Source organism: Exiguobacterium sp. R-39, assembly GCF_049942815.1.
GTDB lineage: Bacteria > Bacillota > Bacilli > Exiguobacteriales > Exiguobacteriaceae > Exiguobacterium_A.
This window is the reverse complement of the sequence record NZ_CP187965.1, coordinates 365,634-383,814: the sequence shown is the minus strand read 5'-3', so window position 1 is coordinate 383,814 and position 18,181 is coordinate 365,634. Positions and strand designations below refer to the sequence as shown.

At 45.0% G+C, this 18,181-nt stretch carries 16 protein-coding genes; 3 read left to right on the top strand and 13 right to left on the bottom strand.

Annotated elements, in window-relative coordinates:
* Positions 1–100: 100 nt before the first annotated feature.
* From ACP26N_RS02080 to ACP26N_RS02060, 5 genes are all read right to left on the bottom strand, one after another.
* Positions 101–805 (bottom strand): hypothetical protein, encoded by a 705-nt coding sequence (locus ACP26N_RS02080; RefSeq protein ID WP_426354635.1) that lies wholly within the window; start codon positions 803–805, stop codon positions 101–103.
* A 121-nt stretch (positions 806–926) separates the two neighbouring features.
* Positions 927–1,055, bottom strand: coding sequence for a hypothetical protein (locus tag ACP26N_RS02075; RefSeq protein WP_426354634.1), 129 nt, complete (start codon positions 1,053–1,055; stop codon positions 927–929).
* Between the two features lie 88 nt (positions 1,056–1,143).
* Positions 1,144–1,995: an MBL fold metallo-hydrolase gene (locus ACP26N_RS02070; protein ID WP_426354633.1), complete on the bottom strand. Its 852-nt coding sequence runs from the start codon at positions 1,993–1,995 to the stop codon at positions 1,144–1,146.
* Positions 1,996–2,069: 74 nt separating this feature from the next.
* Positions 2,070–4,739, bottom strand: coding sequence for an MMPL family transporter (locus ACP26N_RS02065; protein WP_426354632.1), 2,670 nt, complete (start codon positions 4,737–4,739; stop codon positions 2,070–2,072).
* A 35-nt stretch (positions 4,740–4,774) separates the two neighbouring features.
* Entirely contained in the window at positions 4,775–5,218 is a 444-nt protein-coding gene (locus ACP26N_RS02060) for a MarR family winged helix-turn-helix transcriptional regulator (protein WP_426354631.1), read from the bottom strand.
* Positions 5,219–5,365: 147 nt separating this feature from the next.
* On the opposite strand from ACP26N_RS02060, the gene ACP26N_RS02055 reads away from it, so the two are divergent.
* Positions 5,366–5,557 carry a hypothetical protein gene (locus ACP26N_RS02055; protein WP_012369273.1) on the top strand — a complete coding sequence of 64 codons (192 nt, stop codon included), beginning with the start codon at positions 5,366–5,368 and terminating at the stop codon, positions 5,555–5,557.
* Positions 5,558–5,622: 65 nt separating this feature from the next.
* Here the strand turns inward: ACP26N_RS02055 and ACP26N_RS02050 are convergent, their stop codons facing one another.
* The 3 genes from ACP26N_RS02050 to ACP26N_RS02040 all read right to left on the bottom strand — a co-directional run bounded on the left by ACP26N_RS02050 (position 5,623) and on the right by ACP26N_RS02040 (position 7,358).
* A complete protein-coding gene (locus tag ACP26N_RS02050) occupies positions 5,623–6,072 on the bottom strand; it encodes a universal stress protein (protein WP_114597045.1) in 450 nt (149 codons plus the stop codon).
* 29 nt (positions 6,073–6,101) lie between these two features.
* A complete protein-coding gene (locus ACP26N_RS02045; RefSeq protein ID WP_131503369.1) occupies positions 6,102–6,551 on the bottom strand; it encodes a general stress protein in 450 nt (149 codons plus the stop codon).
* A gap of 78 nt (positions 6,552–6,629) precedes the next feature.
* Positions 6,630–7,358, bottom strand: a complete 729-nt coding sequence (locus tag ACP26N_RS02040; RefSeq protein ID WP_214855591.1) for a hypothetical protein — start codon at positions 7,356–7,358, stop codon at positions 6,630–6,632.
* 115 nt (positions 7,359–7,473) lie between these two features.
* Here ACP26N_RS02040 and ACP26N_RS02035 point away from each other — a divergent pair, with 115 nt between their 5' ends.
* Positions 7,474–8,106: a FusB/FusC family EF-G-binding protein gene (locus tag ACP26N_RS02035; protein ID WP_426354629.1), complete on the top strand. Its 633-nt coding sequence runs from the start codon at positions 7,474–7,476 to the stop codon at positions 8,104–8,106.
* A 44-nt stretch (positions 8,107–8,150) separates the two neighbouring features.
* Here ACP26N_RS02035 and ACP26N_RS02030 read toward each other — a convergent pair whose 3' ends face one another.
* From ACP26N_RS02030 to msrB, 4 genes are all read right to left on the bottom strand, one after another.
* A complete protein-coding gene (locus ACP26N_RS02030; RefSeq protein ID WP_426354627.1) occupies positions 8,151–9,671 on the bottom strand; it encodes a diguanylate cyclase domain-containing protein in 1,521 nt (506 codons plus the stop codon).
* Between the two features lie 191 nt (positions 9,672–9,862).
* The gene (locus tag ACP26N_RS02025; protein WP_131973335.1) at positions 9,863–12,400 is read right to left on the bottom strand and encodes an ATP-binding protein; all 2,538 of its coding nucleotides are present in this window, start codon (positions 12,398–12,400) and stop codon (positions 9,863–9,865) included.
* A gap of 162 nt (positions 12,401–12,562) precedes the next feature.
* Positions 12,563–15,478: a S8 family serine peptidase gene (locus ACP26N_RS02020; RefSeq protein ID WP_426354625.1), complete on the bottom strand. Its 2,916-nt coding sequence runs from the start codon at positions 15,476–15,478 to the stop codon at positions 12,563–12,565.
* Positions 15,479–15,624: 146 nt separating this feature from the next.
* On the bottom strand, positions 15,625–16,725 hold the full coding sequence (gene msrB, locus ACP26N_RS02015) for a peptide-methionine (R)-S-oxide reductase MsrB (RefSeq protein ID WP_354020766.1): 1,101 nt from the start codon (positions 16,723–16,725) through the stop codon (positions 15,625–15,627).
* A 187-nt stretch (positions 16,726–16,912) separates the two neighbouring features.
* On the opposite strand from msrB, the gene ACP26N_RS02010 reads away from it, so the two are divergent.
* Positions 16,913–17,299, top strand: a complete 387-nt coding sequence (locus tag ACP26N_RS02010; RefSeq protein ID WP_131973338.1) for a DUF302 domain-containing protein — start codon at positions 16,913–16,915, stop codon at positions 17,297–17,299.
* 62 nt (positions 17,300–17,361) lie between these two features.
* Here the strand turns inward: ACP26N_RS02010 and ACP26N_RS02005 are convergent, their stop codons facing one another.
* A complete protein-coding gene (locus tag ACP26N_RS02005) occupies positions 17,362–18,138 on the bottom strand; it encodes a sulfite exporter TauE/SafE family protein (protein WP_131503361.1) in 777 nt (258 codons plus the stop codon).
* Positions 18,139–18,181 lie beyond the last annotated feature (43 nt).

The window sequence follows — 18,181 nt, the reverse complement described above, 5'->3', positions numbered from 1 at the left end:
ATTCCTATTCTCGCATATTTTGTAAGGGATTTCATGATTAGCTAAAGATTCGTCCTTTTAACTTTTCTCAGAAAAAATCCACGGTATCCTCACGGGAAAATTAAGCTTCATCGTATGGCTGCTCAATGACAAGGATACGGCTTCCATCCGGATTTTCTGTCAGTTCCATTTCGATAATGGCTTTACCGACCAGTAAGACAATCGGCAGATTCGAATCCGTTTTCCGGAAAAATCCGACCCGTCCCTGATACGTATCCATATAGTCTGCAAATAAAAAGGTTCCATTGATATGAACCTCATCCTGATTCGAGTTGAATTCAAGATGAGGAACCTCAAACCAGGCTTCCCCATTCAAATACAACAACGGTTTTTTCCCTATCACTTCGCTTGATTCCCGCCGCATCTCAATCGCTCCTTCCGTCTCATAGTACAATCGATCGGTTCCTCTCGTCGCAATGACAATCGGATTTCCTTGATATAAGACGATTTCTAAAATTTCATCTGCTTGTTCCACGTAGTAACCTGTTGTATCCGCTGTCGCAAAACCTATCGTATAGAGTTGCATCCAGGCGACGATATCCGGTACTTCGACCGGTTTTAAAAAGAGCGCGGATACGAGATGCGCCCCTTCAGAAGTCATCACAAGATTGACATAAATATCTGCCAACTGTATCGTCCGTACTTGGGTCGAAGGATACAATTCATCATAGTTTGATACCAATACCGCTTCGTAATAGTCATCCATCTCTCGCAGTTCAAGTGGTGGCATTCGACGATCAAAGTCGGCAATCTGGATGCGTTTCATAGTTGAAGTGCCTCCTTTTAAGTGAGTTTTCTTTGTACCCTCAGTTAAGGATTACCCAATATCTGGTTCGCTTGCACTCCCCTAAAACGAAAAAAATCACCCTGAGCTACAGGGTGATCAGTCATTTCACAAAAAATTGATACAGCAGATATAAGGCAAAGCCAATCACTACAAGGATCGTGAAAATGTTAGCTGTTCCAAAAAATACACGATTGGCCGTTTCATTCCGATCTTCAGACTTACGATCCATTACGAGAACCCCTTTGCTAAAATCCGATTTTTTCCATCTTATACTTATAGGAATTCTCGAATGAACGGTTAAGGACCTGCTGTTTTAATTATTTTTTTGCACCATTCGCAAAAAATACGAGTGTTTCTTCTTCGTCTGTCGTCAAGTCCCGTCCGACCAGATCACGATACAGCCGGCGCATCTCCGATACATGTCCTTCTGCTTGTTTTGTCACTTCGATGATTTGGCGTAAGACGTGTACCTCTTGCTCAAACGCGTCTTTTGCCATCGCTCCGCCGTGAGACCAGACATAATAATCCGCCTCGTATTCAGCAATCGTATCTAACAACCGAGTTGTTTGATTGACCGTATAATTCCACTTGTCGGAGAAAATATCCGCATACATGGCATCTCCTAAAAATAAAACCCGTTCTTCCGGAATATAGACAAGAGCACTCCCTGGTGAGTGGTCATTCTCGACTTGCCGTAACAGACACGTCACGCCCCCGAGGTCGATTCCAAGTTCTCCCGTGAAACGAATCGTCGGCAAGATGACTTCGATCTCCCGATCCTTCCCGAACTCCAGTTTGATGGCATCCGCACAAAACGGAATTTCAATGCCTTGACGGATCCGTTCTTCCAGTGCCTCATCCGTCCATTCGTAGTCCAGCATTTTCTGCATTTCTTCCACTGTCCGGTTCGTCGCGATCGTTGGTACCGCCATCTGTTTTATGCCGAAAATATGATCCCAGTGCCAATGCGTCAATGCGACGAGATCCGGTCGTCCTAGCCCCTGTTTCTCCATCTCGTCCAAAAAGAGTATCGCGTGCTGACTTGAGTTTCCGGCATCAATTACAATACTCCGGTCGTCTCCCGTAATGACGGCAACGATCGGCCGATCCGTTTCACTGACCGGCGTTTGATACCAGATCCGGTCCGTTAATTGTTTAAACTGTTGCATTTTCATCGCCTCCTGTTTGTAGTATAACGAAAAAGTCCATCCGGATGATTTCCGAATGGACCAGTCGAATCGACTTACTTCTTATTTTGCTTTTGACGGAACGGCCACCAGACACCCGGTCCGAACGATACCGTGATCGCTGGAATCAGGAGCGGTAAGACAATCAATCCGTACAGGAGCAGACCCGTGATAACGATTGTTGCAATCTGAACCAGACTCAGGACACCCGACGGCATCATCGCACCAAACGTTCCGGCAAGGATGATGGCCGCCGTGATGATGACAGATCCCATTTTCTTCATCGAAATATACATCGCTTCATTCGTCTCGAGTCCATTGATCGTTTCTTCGCGGAACCGGTCGAGCAGGAAGATCGAGTAATCGATACCAAGAGCGACGAGCATAACGAATCCGAAGAACGGAACGGCCCAGCTGATGCCGTCATAACCAAGACCGTTGACGAAGATCAGTTCAGCAATCGATACCGACGTATAGTACGTCAACAGGAGCGAACCGATCATAAACAGCGGCATGATCAATGAACGGAACATGATCGCAAGGACGATGAACAAGCTGATGATCATGATGACGACCGTCCGTGAAAAATCGGCTTTTGACGTATCATTTAAATCACTGTTGATGCTTGAGATACCGCCGTAAGCAACTTGTGCCTGTTCAAGCGGTGTAGCTTTCAGTGTGCTCGCTGTCGTTTTCTTGATGGCAGCGACCGTTTCGATCGCTTCCGGTGAATACGGATCATCATTCAGGATGACTTCGAATTTCAGACCGGTTTGATCATCAATCGTATAACGGTCAATGACAGGTTCGAAGTCTTTACTCGCTAAGGTATCTTTTGGAATGAACATCCCGGTACCGCGAATCGTTTTGGCGTTCCCCATCTCTTTCAGGAAATCGGCAGCTTCCGTTAATCCGTCTTCGATTTTACCAAGCCCTGCATTGGCAGATCCGACACCATCCGCCAGTTGGGTTAATCCGGTACCGAGTTGACCGGCTTGTGCACCTTGTGTTTCAATCCCGGTTGCCGCTTGTGCGATCCCCGTTTGAATTTGGATCAATTGACCGGATAACGCTGTCAATGTCCCGACAGTTTGCGGAATGTTTTCCGCAGATTGTAACCCTTGACCAACAAGCGTTAACTGTTGATTGATTTGACCGAGACCGTCTGCGGCCTGCTGCAGCTGTGCTGCTCCTGCCGACGCTTGATCTCCGGCCGGAAGCTGACCACTGATAGTCTGTAAGTTGTCTTCTACAGTCTGAAGACCCTGACCGACTTCACCGAGTCCATCTTTTGCATCCGTCAGACCAGATGCAACTTGTTTAAGTTGTTGATCGACATATAAATCGTCAATGACATCACCCGTCGGACGTGAGATGGACCGGACAGTTTTGACGCCATCCAGTTTGACCAGTTCGCGGCTCAACTGTTCTGCATAAGGAACCGTTTTTTCAGTCACGATGTTTTGGTCGTCCTTCAGGATAATATTGACCGGCAACGACTCACCCGCACCAAAGCCGTCTGAAATGGCATTTAATCCTTTGACCGTTTCATATTTTGCACCAATCTCATCGACGGTGTTGAACGATAGATCGTCATCATACGTGAACAGGGTCGGGATCGTCACCACAGCGACGATTGCCATCGCAAGCAATGGACGACGAATCGATAATCCACCGTACCGGGCCCACAAACGACTGTCTTGATGACTCGCCGCATTTTTTGACGGCCAGAACAATTTCTCTTTTAACGTCGCCATGAAAAACGGAACCAGTGTAAAGAGAACCAGTAACAAGACTGCGATTCCGACCGCAACGGCGACCGACGATTTAAAGATCGGGAAATCAGCGAACCCGATTGCCGAGAAGCCGACGAGGACGGCAAGACCACTGATGAGAAGAGTCCGTCCCGCTGTTTTATAGGTGTTGACGATGGCTGTCTCGACATCATGTCCGGCAGTCAACTCTTCTTTGTACCGGCTCAGAAGCAGGATACAGTAATCCGTCCCGATCCCAAAGAGAATCGCCACAAGGAAAATCTGCGTGAAGTTCGAGACGGGGAATCCGAACCAATCAACGAAAAAGGCGACAAATGATTGACTCATTAAATACGTGACACCCACCGCAAATAATGGAACGAATGGTGTGACAATCGAACGGAAAACAATTAACAACAGTCCAAAAATCAGACCGACTGTGATTAATTCCGTTCGTTTTAACCCTTCTTGTGAGCTTTTGTTCACATCGGCATTGATGAGTGATTCACCCGTCAGATAGATCGTCCGGTCATCCGGTAAGAGATCACTTCGGATATCTTCAGCGAGTGCCGTGATTTCTTCCTGTGAACCATCAACGGTAATCGGAACGAGGACTGTTTTTTTGTCTTTTGAAATCAGTTGTCCTTCCGTTTCCTTACTCTCAAACGGATTCAGGACTCCAGTCACTGGTTTATCCAGTTTCTCTAAATCTTTAACGATTTGACCGATTTCCATCCGGTCTTCTTTCGTGACGGCTTCCTTTAGCGGAATGACCAGCGAAATCGTTTCTTCACTTGCACCGGCTGCTTTTAAAATATCCGCTGCCCGTTGTGAATCCGTATCACTCGCGAGCTGAATGGCACCCGCATCTTCTGCTTGTTTCGATAAGTTTGGTGCCGCTAAAAATAATCCGACTGTCGCAAGCAACAAGACGATTACGATCGGCCAACGCCATTTGACGATTTGTCGCATTCCCGTTCCACCTCTTCTGTGTCTGTTTTTCTGAATTAATCTTCAATCTTTAAAATAGCTTTGACTTTCCGGAACGTCTCGATGAACTGTTTGATCTCATCATCGTCGACCTTGCCATCAATCAATTGTTCCAAATAACTGTAAATCGCTTGGTCCGACGCTTCGACGACTTCTTTCCCGGCTTCCGTCAAAACAATCCGTTTTGTCCGGTGATCATCTTCCGAACGTTCGACTTCGACCAGGCCGTGTTCATTTAACTTTTTCAGACGATTGGAAATCGCACTTTTATGAACTCCTTGGATGACGGCAATCCGTCCGGAAGCAATCGGTCCATATTTATCGACCAGCTTCAGCAAATGGAGTTGTTCTGGTGAATAGAGACGCCAAACCGGTGAATCAACTGATTTCAGGACACGTTCTGTCCCGTGAATCATCACCTCTTCAAATAATTGAACGGCATCCCGCAGATTTTCTTTCATGATTAGTTTACCCCCTAAACTCATATCAGTAGTTTAGCCCCTAAACCAGATGGCGTCAACTCCAAACTGTCACAATTATCCTGACATGTAAATCCAATTTTCGTTATGATGGGAGAGAGGATTTATCTTACTGAAGGAGGGCTAAACATGACCGTCTTATTTTGGATTGCTTTAGTAATCTGTGTACTTGGACTTATTTTTACAGTAATGGTCGGACAGAGTCGGAACGAAGAAACGTACAGCAACAGCCAGACAGCCAAAAACATGTCCTGGATGTATCTAGTCTTGTTGCCGGTCATTTTGATCATCTTAGGCATTTTTTATTATTTATTAACTTAAAAACATCACTGAACATCAAACAGGCTGCTTCGATTCTTCATCGAAACAGCCTGTTTGTGTGGTATTCACTTGAGTGTTTTCGGGCGAACGATATAGATATCACACTTCGCATAACGGGTAATGTTTTCAGAGACACTCCCGATCATGATTCGTTCCATTGCATTCATTCCGACAGCGCCACAGACAATCAGCCCTGCCCCGACACGCGGTGCGATGACTTTCGGGATTAATGTTTTCGGTGATCCGCTTTCGATGACCAGTTCAACTTCCGCTACGCCTTCCTCGACCGCCCGTTTTTGATATTTATCAAGGAGTTCCTGGGCGTACTCCGTGACATTTTGATCGATGAAGCGCTGGTTCGCACGGACATTCGCAAAGGTTTGAATATCGATGACATGTGTGATGACGAGTTTTGCTTGATCGAGTTTCGCGAACTGAACGGCTTTTTCAAAAGCTAAGTCTGCTGTTTTGGAGCCGTCGACTGCTACTAAAATCGTGTGATAATGGCTATCCATCGTCGTTCACCCTTTCCACTCTAGCACGGTTACAACATCCGGTCGTTTTCGTTCTCAAGTGCCCGGTTTTCATGGTCAAGCTTCCGCTCAGCCTCAATGCCTTCCGGTTCACTCTCTAAAATACTTTGGGGTTCTGGTTTAGGACGTCTTGCCCCTTCTTCATCCGCCAACAGAACATAAGCCCCGTGTTTGACGCTTGTCACATGTCGTTCCATGTCGCCTTCCGGCAGCCCTAACGATTGGAAGGCTTCACGGGTTTCTTCTTCCGTTACCGGCTTTCCAGTAAATCGTTCGAATAACGTCCGTTTCCCTGAAACAAGCTGTGCTGCCGATTGGCCGCGTAACATCGCCATATCGGTTTTATCTTGCAGGACGATGTATAAGTCTTCTTCCAGATATCCGGCAAAGTGTAAGTCTTCAATCTGACGAATCAAATCCGTCTCATTATCATATGTTCCGATCAACTGCTTTTTCCCCATTGGTCATTTCCCCCTTTTATACTTCTATAAGGGATATACCCAAAAAAACCAAAAGCAATGACACCAACTGCCGCTTTCTTAAGAAACCGGTCTTTTTTCTTGCGCAAACAACCGGTCCCGTTTCCGAAAGACAAGAACTACCGCCACCAGGACTGCTATGACGCTCATGACTGTCACGCCTTGTTGAAAGTCCGTTAAACGTCCATTAAAGAACAGACCGACATAATACCAAATCATGACAAGACCAAATACCCAGTCAGTATGCACGAAAATAAAAAATACGATGCCGCAGGCAAATAAAATTAACATGACGGTCACCCACTCGGATGTCGTCAGCCCAAACAAATCTTCAAACCGGAAATCACGCAGAATACGAAATGGTAAAATTAATATCTGGATACTCGACCAGGCAAGAAAAACGGAAAAAGGAGAACGCATCCACGGGGAACGGTTCGGATGATGTTGTACTTTCATATAGATGATACATAAACTGATAAACGAAATCGTTGTCAATACAAGTTCCCATGGAGGACCGACGATACTACTCGCTCCGTATCCGAGCATCGTCAATATAAACCAGCCGCTGATATCAAAAATTAATGTCCGGTCAGCCGGGTACGCTTGGACAGGCCGGATACACCAAATCAGCAAAGTCGTATAGACAACACCAAACACCGCATCCGTAAACGATGCCGGCACGATGGCAAGAGGCTCTCCCGTCGGCGGTTCATACCAGACGACACGTGCTAAAAGGACAAATAAAAAGCTGATTAAATTTAACAGGCGAAGTCCGGTCAATGATTGCATTCCTGTACACCTCCTCAGGTATTTATTTCCCGGGTGTTACATGAAGAAAACAAAAAAATACCGTTTCACCGAAACCGATTTCGTGAATAAAGAATTACAAAGGGAGCGATATCTTATGGAACCTTTCATTCAACCATTTCAGTACAATTTCATCCGTGGTCAGGTCGATGCGATGATTCAGCAATTGGGTACCGTCCATGATCCCGACGTCCGGGACGCCGTCATTTACAGTGCCTCTAAAAAAATCTTTGATTTGCTTCCGGTTTTGACTGCCGAACAGGAGGCGTTATTGATGGCGGTTCGAACCGTTCAAACCGAGACGGATTCCGCCCGGTACCTCGAGGATATCCAACCGTTCGTCCAATCTTTCCCGTCGATTACCGAACAGCAACTGCAGCAACTGTTTCGAAAAACGAAAAAGTTACGGCATCCGCCCCTTCACTCAATCGATTTTCTTAAGACGACCTATTTAAGTTGGAACGACACCGGGAATAAAAAGAAATTTTTTGTCTATCCTTTAAAAGGAGAATGGATTGGAATCGAAGGCACGTATCTTCCGACGATTCAAAAAGGCATCTGTACAATCTGCAATCAATATAGTGATGTCACCCTTGTCTCCGCCCGGACGAATCAATCAGCTGATCAATACCGGGCAATCGGAAATTATATTTGTATCGACAGTGACCATTGCAATGAGCAGGTGACTAATCCGACCGCTTTGGAGAAATTACTGAGTAAGATGAAATGAGTCAAAAAAAGTCCCCGACAACTGTCAGGGACTCTTTGCTTGATTCAGACTTCCACATGAAATTGATTTTTCCCGCGCCGCTTCGCTTCATACATCGCGACATCCGCCTGTTCGATCAAAGCTGTCCGGGAGGTCGCATGCGTCGGATAAACAGCGCCGCCAATACTTGCCGTCATGAAGACAGGCGTGTCTTTCAGAATGAACGACCGTTCGAATAACTGAACCAGCTGTCGGCCACATGCTTCGATGTCCGATTCGTCTTTGACATCAAATAACAGTAAAACAAATTCATCCCCGCCTTGTCGGGAGATGATCGTATTATGCGGCAATTTTTTTTCAAGACGGTTAGCGATATCAATGATCAACTGATCTCCAATTTGATGGCCGTATGTATCGTTCACTTGCTTAAAATGATCAATATCGATAAAAAACAGACCGACAAATCGTTGATGAATTTCCGCCCGGCGAAGTTCCTCTTTGAACAAGCGGGCAAACAAATACCGGTTCGGTAAATTCGTCAGTGCGTCATGATAGGCCATATGCTCCATCTCTTCCAATGCCTGTTCGAGTGCTGCCGTCCGCTCCTCGACTTTCGCCTCAAGATTTTCCCGCAACCGTTGATTGTCCATCACGATCCGAACCTGCCTTGAAATCAATAAAGGAATGGCAATCATTAAACCAATCGTCAAACCATTCCAACTGACGGCTTGACGTGCCATTGTCACAAACAAAATCAACAGGAAGACATACGGTGTCACGAGACGAATCCCGTCTAGAATCCGCCGGTTGACGTTAAATCCGATCGGCTGTTCACCAACGTCGAATATCAGTCCCGCCCCGCCAATTAATAAGACGGTCGCGATCCAAATCGGATCCAGCCACATCAAAGAAATCGGAAAATTGGTTCGATCCAAAATGACGTATAATAAATCCGCAATTAATTGCAGATGAAAACCAATCAATATCATCAGAAGCGGGATACTGTTTTCACGTTTCATGACACCAAAGAACAGGATTAACATCCCACCCAGTAACAGCAGATCTCCTAATGGATAACGGAGTAATAACAGTGTTTCCATGCTGAACAGTTCCGCCTGTTCCAAATACGGCGTGACGAGATAATGCCAGGAAATCGCTCCTGTCACAATCAAAATGATGAGTTCATCAAATAGGAAAAATCGTAAATTCACTTCTGAACGGCGACTGATTAAAAAATAACAAAAAGCCAGCAAATAAAATCCGATTTGCAGACTGAATATTAAATCAATTCCATCAAATATTCCGGAACGTTCCAAGTGCTGTTGGGACACGATCAATTCTAACGTTTCGCCAATCGCCAGCGACATATTTCCGAATAAGAGCAGTAAAAATAGACGTTGCGTAAATGGACGATTCGGATGACGCCGCGCCGCTAATACCAACATGATCGTCGAAAGGACAGCGCCTAGAATCATGAACAGGCTGTTCCCTGTTCTCGAAAGGTCCGATGATGTACCGACGATTCCTAACCATAACAAATGAGACATCACCCATCCGCCGATGATGGTATAGATTAGTTTATGCATCGTCCACGCCCTTTCTTTTGTCCTAGTTCGTTTGTCCTATATGTTTATCGGCAAATCTTTCTGTTTTTTAACTATCTTTTCATTATATTTAAATATTCACTGAACGTCTTGTGTTTTCTCTCAGCGATTGAAAAATTATTGTAAAACAAAAACAGGTACCGGTTGCCGAAGCAATCCGATACCTGTTTGGATTAGACATTTTCCAATGCGTGCAACGGCAGGGCGACCGTAAAGGTGCTTCCCTTTCCGACAGTCGATTCGACATGAATCACACCGTCATGTTCTTTGACGATTTCCTTACAAATCGAAAGACCAAGTCCCGTACCCCCGATTCGTCGTGTATCTGAATTATCCACACGATAAAATTTATCAAACAGATGGGCAAAGGCATATTGTGGAATCCCGATACCGTGATCGGTAATCTGAATCGTCGCATTTTCTTGATCCGCGCTGACTGTAATGTCAACCTGTCCACCGTCCGGTGAATACTTGATGGCGTTGTTGACTAAATTGTTCAGCAACTGCTTAATCCGTGTTTCGTCTCCAATAATCGCTGGTCGTTCTACACTCAACACGTGAAGTTGAATATCGTGAAGTCCGTTTGACGCCTTATAGACACCAATTACTTGATCGACGATCGAATACAAATCAAGGTGAGCCATTTGGTAACGTTGTCCACCGGATTGCATCCGTTGAACATCGAGGAAATCGGTCACCAAATTCGACAGCCGTTCCGTTTCATTATGAATCGTCGACAAATATTTCTGTTGTTTTATCGCATCAATCTCTCGATTGAGCATCAATTCCGTGAATCCGTAAATCGAAGACAAGGGAGTCCGTAATTCGTGAGACACCGTCGAAACGAGTTCTGTCTTCAGACGATCCGCTTCTGTTTCCCGGGTAATATCACGGATGACGAGGATGACCCCTTTCCAGCCACCTTCAATATCGATTCGTTCTGCATATACTTCAAGATGTGCCGAATTACCACGGACATCAAATTGAACTTTATCCGGAGAAACTTCTCCAGAACGTATCAAGTCTAAGTAATCGTTAAATCGTTCGACATCATCGACGATATTACGCATCACTTCAATCACATAACTGGCCGACGATAAAGTCCGGTCCGTCGTAAATTCGGTTTGCAATTCTGGTATCAGTTCGAACAACGGACGATTGACATATAATTCATCATTTCCGTCTTCCAGATAGATAATCGCTTCCCGGATTGAGTCGAGGACCTGCTCGGTTTTTTGTTTTTCCTGTTTCATCTCGTCATACGAACGCGTCCGTAATAAGGATAAAGTCATCTGCTGAGAAAAATCACGCATGTCCGCTAGATGCTGAGACTGATACGGTGATTGGTATCGAACCATATAGACAGCAGCCATCAATTGGTTTGTTGATGGATCGTAAATCGGCAAGGCGACTTCATGTGTACTAAAGCTGTACGGTGTATCGTCCGTTCGTGAGACCCGCTTTTCCGACTGAACGACTTTCGTCCCTAACCGCATCCGGTTCAATAAGGAATTCTCATCATCCAGTAAGGATTGAATCTGTTGTATCTTCATGCCGTTCGTCGTCGCACCGATGTAAACGCCATTGTCATACAATAATAAAGCGCCATACTCGGAAGACGTAATATCCAACATTTTTTGAACAATCGCCGGGTACGATTCGACCGTTTCCCGGACAGCGAGTGCTTCCGTTAATTCGCTGCGCATCTTCAGCTTCTCTTCGTTTTGTTTCGTCGCCTGATATGCCTCTTCGAGTTCTTCTTGTTGCGATTGTAATTCTTCTTGTTGGGCCAGTAATTCTTCACTCTGTGCCTGTAACTCTTCGTTTTTATTCTGCATCTCTTCTTTGTGTAGATTGGTCGTCACAGCCATCTGATTAAAGGATGAGCGCAACATGCCAATCTCATCTGTCCGCCGCTCCATGACATCCATCTCAATCGGCTCGTTTCGTGACAGCTTTCGATTGTCCTCAATCAGGCGTAATAACTGTTTCGTCATTCGTTTCAGGAACGGATGAACAAACAGTAAAATAAAGATAATCAGGACAAAGATACTCGAAATCCAAACCCATTTCGTTTTTGCGACCTCACTCCGCAGGTTGGCAACGGCTGTATCCTGCTGTTGTTGTAAATTATTCCGGTATTCATTTAATGCCGAAGATGCTTTTTCAATATCCGGTTCGACATCAATTGAACCGTCCGCTGTTTGTTTTAATTGACCTTGTTCCACCAATCGTTTAGCAATCGGTAATGAGAACAGACTGTCACCCTGTAAAAAATCTTCATTGATTTGATTCGCCTTTTTTTCATTTACGTACGACTGGGTCAAAGGAAACAAGGCTCCATAATATAAGTTGTACATATTCGTCATTTGGGTAGCGAATTCTTCTTCTTCATCCGTTTTGGCTTTACGGGTAAACCAATCCGTTTCACTTTTGATTTCTGTCCGTAGCTCCTGGATTTGATCAAAACGTTCCTGGTTACCGAAAATGACAAATCCCCGCAAACCAAACTGGACGTTCTGCCAGTTATCCCATAAATGATCTGCGCGACGATTTTGTTCGCTGATGACTTCTAAGTTATCGCGTGATGATTCGATTCGATTTTCCATATAACCATAAACCATAAAGGAAGTCATCGAAACTAAAAACAGTAAGACATATAATACTGCCAATAATTGCCGCCCGATTCGTCTCCGAATCCAATTAATCATGAAATATCCTCCTCATCATTCGCTTCGAATGATGCTTTTTAAAAAATAGTCGAATCAATTAAAAATAACATATTTTCAAAAAAAATACTTTAAAAGTAAGATAACTCATCAAAAAAAAAAGCACCCTTTTTCGTTTTACCCGAAAAAGGGTTCTTTTAAGACTTATTTCTTCGCTTTTTTGACGACAACTGTTGTTTTAGTACTCGTTTGTTTCAAGTCATTTTTGAGATAAACATACAGCTTCGCTCCTGCTTTTTGTTTCGTAATCTTCACAGAAAACGTTCCTTTAGAAGTAACGGTTCCTTTGGCGATGACTTTTTTCTTCGCATTTTGGATATACACATGCGTTTTTTTCTCACCTGTACCGGTTACTTTCGTTTGACCGGCTGTCACCGGCTTTACTTTCGGTGCAGCTGGCGGAGCAAGAACCGTAAGGACGGTCGCTTTGCTCGAACGGTTGGCAATATCTTTTACCGTGATCGCAAGACGGGCATTAGGGGCTAATTTCGCGACTTTGACCGTGAATTTCCCTTTACTGTCGACAACGGCTTTTCCGATTACTTTCTTTTTTGAATCTTTAATTGTAATTTTACCATTGATGATGGCTGTACCGGTTACTTTCGTTGCTCCGGCCAACACACGGTTGACTTTCGGTGCAGCCGGCGCTTTCCCTGGCAAAACTTCCGTCCGTTCCGATGTCACGTCAAGACCGTTCGCATAACGAATCGTCAAGACAGATGTTTTTTCCTGACGGGGAATCGCCACACTGTATTTACCGGCTGTTGCTGTTGTTTTTGCCAACATTTTTGCCGTGTCTTTTGTATCCGTCAACTTTTTCGTCGACCAAACTTCAACTTTTGTACCCGTTTTAACTTGTCCGCTGACAACAAGCTGGTTGTCATAGACCGGGTTCACTTTTCCGTTTAGGTGCAATTGCGAGATCGCACGTGTGATGTTGACTTTTCCATATCCCGATACCGGGCTGACGAATGCCGGGAAGTCCGGTGTCATTTCTTTTTCATATCCTGGTGGATACTCATCTTCCATATCTTCGTCTTCATCATCGTACCAATCGTTCGGATTCTCAAAGGCAAGCGGTTCAGCACTTGTCCGTAAGATTGTCTCGATTTGTTTTGGCGTCAATTTTGAATCGAGTGACGCAAGAATTCCGGCAACGGCTGCGACGTGCGGTGACGCCATGCTTGTTCCGTCCATATAAACGGTATTACCGTCCGGAACAAGACTTGCAATTTTTGAACCTGGTGCGACAACATCGAGTCCGATGCCGTAGTTCGAATAATCAGCAACCATACCGAGCGGATTTGTCGCTCCGACAGAAATGGCGTATTCTGAACTGGCCGGGAAACCAACGGACATATCGTATTCGTTACCTGACGCTGCGACGACCGTTACACCGCGATCTGCCGCATATTTCATCATATATGCCATCGTCCGGCTTTCACCGCCGCCAAGACTCATATTGATGATTTTTGCCCCGTGATCAACTGCATATTTAATTCCGAGTGCGATCGCATCCGTTTCCCCTTCACCGTTGGCGTTCAAAACCTTAACGGGAAGAATTTTCGCCGATTGATGGATGCCGCGAATGCCGTAATCATTTTCAAGGGCTGCTGCAATCACACCTGAGACGTGTGTTCCGTGACCGTTATCGTCGAGTGCATTTCCGTTCCCGTTCACATCGACGTAGTTCTTTTCCTGGGCAATATCAACTTTCCCTTGTAAATCCTTCAGGCGGTAATCCACCCCTGTATCAATAACTGCAATCGTGACTGGTTTCAACTTTTGACCTGCATTGTTTTTCAGGAATTTTTCGAATCCGATTCCCGCATCCGGGAACTGTTCGACGCTCGATTTTTGGTTGAGCGACCATTGGTAGTCATAGTTGATGTCACCAGTTGCTCGGTATGTCTGAACTTCTTCGACATACTCAACAGCACTTGATTTTTTCAACGATTGTTTCAGGACTGCTGCCGACTGATTTTTAACCGTCGGATCTTCCGTGACGATGACAAACTGACCTGTTTTACCAAGCGATAACTTCTCAACGTCTGTTGCCTGTGTACCGGCGATTTTCATCGTCCGCTCTGTATGACCCGGTTTCAGCTTAACGATGAACCGTGTTTTAGCTTCTGATTTCACTTGAATACCAAATGGTTTGAAGGCATCCGTCAAATTGGATCCACCAATTGTTTCAATGTTCGCCGTTTTCGCGACTTGATTGATTTCCGTTGCGATGACTTCCGGTGATGCGTCACGAGTCAACGCGTATAAACGGTTGACCGCTGCTTGATCGGTTTTCGTCAATGTGTATGATGTACCGTTGACAAGAGCAGACATGGCCGGCTTCAGTGATTTTAAATCTTCATATGCTTGTGTCCGTTTGTCTTTGTTGAACAACAAGGTTTTGACGACGTATGGTGATGCCTTGTAGTACAACGACGTTAAACTGCGTCCTTGTTCCGACTGGCTCAACACTTGTTTTTGAATCGCATGCATCAAGGCAAGCATCGGTTTTTCGTCCGATGTTTGTTTCAGTGCTTCTTCCGCCATACAGCTGATATCGCTGATTGGCTCATATTCGACAGCCAATTTGACATTATTGTACGTCAAGTTGACGTTTGCTGGTTTGACCGTCTTATCTTCTTCGATTTCCGGATAATAATCGACTTTGACGTAATATGGTCCGTCCCATGCATACGGAACAGCGATTTTCGTGACGTCCTTATCGTTTGGTTCTGCATATCCGCGGTAACGGTCAAATGTCTCATCTTTTGATGCCATCTCTTGACTAGGGTAAGCCGTTACTTCGATCGGCTGATCCGTATCAATCGATAATTCAAAATGTGTCGCCGTTTTTTCAATCCCGGCTTGATGATCGACCTTATACCAATATGTATTCGTTTTATTCGTTCCTGTTTCCAGAAGCGTTTCCTGTCCTGCCTTTAATAAGACAGCTTCCGACAATTCATTTGCCGCTGCTGTTTTAACAGCTGATGGTCCGATTCCGAGCGTCAGAATCAAACAGCTCAGCATGAGCCAAATCGTTAACTTTTTCACAATGTTCCTCCTCAAGATATGATCTTACATTGTGTCTAGTATAAACAATATTTGGATAAAATGGATAGTTATTTTTAATGCGGTCACCTTACATTTTCGAAAGAAAAGGGACTTTTCACGAAAGTGAAAAATCCCTTTTTAGCTGATTATTTAAATTCGGAAGCATACTGACCGTAACCTTCTTTTTCGAGGTCGGCTTTCGGCACAAACCGTAAAGCAGCTGAATTCATACAATAACGTAAACCAGTCGGTTCAGGGCCATCGTTAAAGACATGTCCAAGATGCGCATTTCCGTGCCGGCTTCTGACCTCCATCCGCTTCATCCCTAATGCAAAGTCACTTTTTTCAATGATATTTCCTTTTTCTAACGGTCGAATGAAGCTCGGCCAGCCGGTTTTCGAATCAAATTTATCATTAGAAGAAAACAGCGGTTCACCGGAAATCAGATCCACATAAATCCCGTCCGCTTTTAAATCATGATACGGATTATCAAAAGCCGGTTCTGTCCCGTCTTCCTGAGTGACTTTATATTGGATATCCGTCAACTTCACTTTGATTTGTTCATCGGTCAATTTTGAATACTTCGGTAAGTCCAGTTTTGGTTGATCTTTCCAATATCGATTGATGAACTCATCACGTCCGGATGCAGCCCGGTAAAATTTATATTTCTTTTCGCTCTTCAAGTAATAGTCTTGATGATACGCTTCTGCCTCATAAAACGGACCCGCTTCAATCAACGGTGTGACAATTTTTTCATCAAAAATTCCGCTCTCGGCTAATTCGTTCTTCGACTGTTCCGCAATCTGCTTTTGTTCCGCATTTGTATAGAAGATTGCCGTCGTATATGATTCGCCTTGATCGACGAATTGACCGTTCGGATCGGTCGGATCGATTTGGCGCCAGTAGACATCAAGTAACTGTTTATAGGAAATAACAGCCGGATCAAATGTAATCAAAACGGCTTCCCGGTGTCCGGTTGTTTCCGCCGATACTTGATTATACGTCGGATTTTTCACATCTCCACCGGTATAACCGGAAATTACGGATTTGACCCCTTTTAACTCTTCAAACGGCGGCTCCATGCACCAGAAACAACCGCCTGCGAGAATCGCCGTTTCTTCTTTGGCATAGGTCAGTTCTTTACTCCCACTCGATTTTGCCTGTTGTTGCTGAAAGACAAAGTAGCCGCCAATCATGATTGCAATCAATGCTACGACCGATAAAATCGTCAACATTCGTTTCTTCATCCCCCTCCGCCTCCTTTTTTAAGCTTACGTCGTCCATTGTCTGACGGATGTCTTTTTTCTAATGTACCTTGATTTCCCACAGTTTGTCGCCCGGTCTGCTCTCATTCGGCACATTCAAAAAAAACGATTCATCCTATCAAAAGAGGGAAATAAATTTAAGACATCAAAAAAACCGGGAGGGGTATTCATGTTTGACTACACAGTCAACTCGAATCATTCAACGGAGAAAACAATCGAACGTCTCAAAACAGCACTTGCCGAGGTTTCCTTTGGCGTCTTATGGGAGTTTGATTTGGCGAAAAAATTTGCTGAAAAAGAGTTACCGTTTGAAGACCGATACCATATCCTCGAAGTCTGTAATCCAAAGGAAGCCCATCGTGTCTTGTCGGCGGAACGTCGGGCCGGCTACTTTTTACCGTGTAAGCTCGCTGTTTATACGGAAGATGGACAGACGAAAATCGGAATGCCGCGTCCAACGGCACTGATTGGTCTGGTCGAAGAAGACGAGTTAAAACAAGTCGCACTCGATGTCGAACGGCAACTTGTTGATGTCATTGAAAAAAGCCGTTTGTAGCTTCATCAAAAAAAGCGATACTTTGCTGATGTACAAGCAAAGTATCGCTTTTTTGTACTCTTTCATAAAATATCGAGCCAGATTTTGACGGCTGTCGCTAAAATCAGGACAGCCAAAATGATTTGCAGGACTTTTGTATTCATCTTTTTTCCGGCGATTGCGCCGAGCGGTGCCGCAATCAGACTGGCGACGACCATGATGGCAGCCGGTCCCCAGTCGACCTGCCCTGTCGTAATCTTTCCGACCGTTGCGCCGATTGACGAAATAAAGGTAATCGCGAGCGACGAAGCAATCGTCATCCGGGTCGGGATTTTTAAAACGACGAGCATAATCGGAACAAGTAAGAATGCTCCTGCCGCACCGACGATTCCTGCCCCGACTCCGACGATGAACGCGCTACTCGCTGCAATTGTTTTGTTGAACCGGACCTGATCAAGCGGAATATCATCCAGTCCTTTTTTCGGTACGAACATCATGACCGCTGCCGTTAACGCCAGTATTCCGTAAACGATATTGATTGTATCTTCCGCCAAGACATTTGAACCGTAGGCACCGAGGAAACTTCCGCTTAAAATGGCGCCACCCATACTTACGATTAATGACTTGTTGAGATAACCGCCTTTCCGGTAAGCCCAAACGCCGCCAATCGTCGCAAAAAAGACTTGAATGGCACTGATTCCCGCCACTTCATGGGCCGAAAAGGCAGCGAATCCGAGCAACGGCGGAATGTATAACAGCATCGGATATTTGATGATTGAACCGCCGATTCCGAGCATTCCGGAAATATAGGATCCGACAAATCCAATCAAAAAAATGGTAATGATAAATCCGATTTCCATTCGATTCACTCCTTTTGAAAAAGAAGGACTGTCTCCAGCCCTC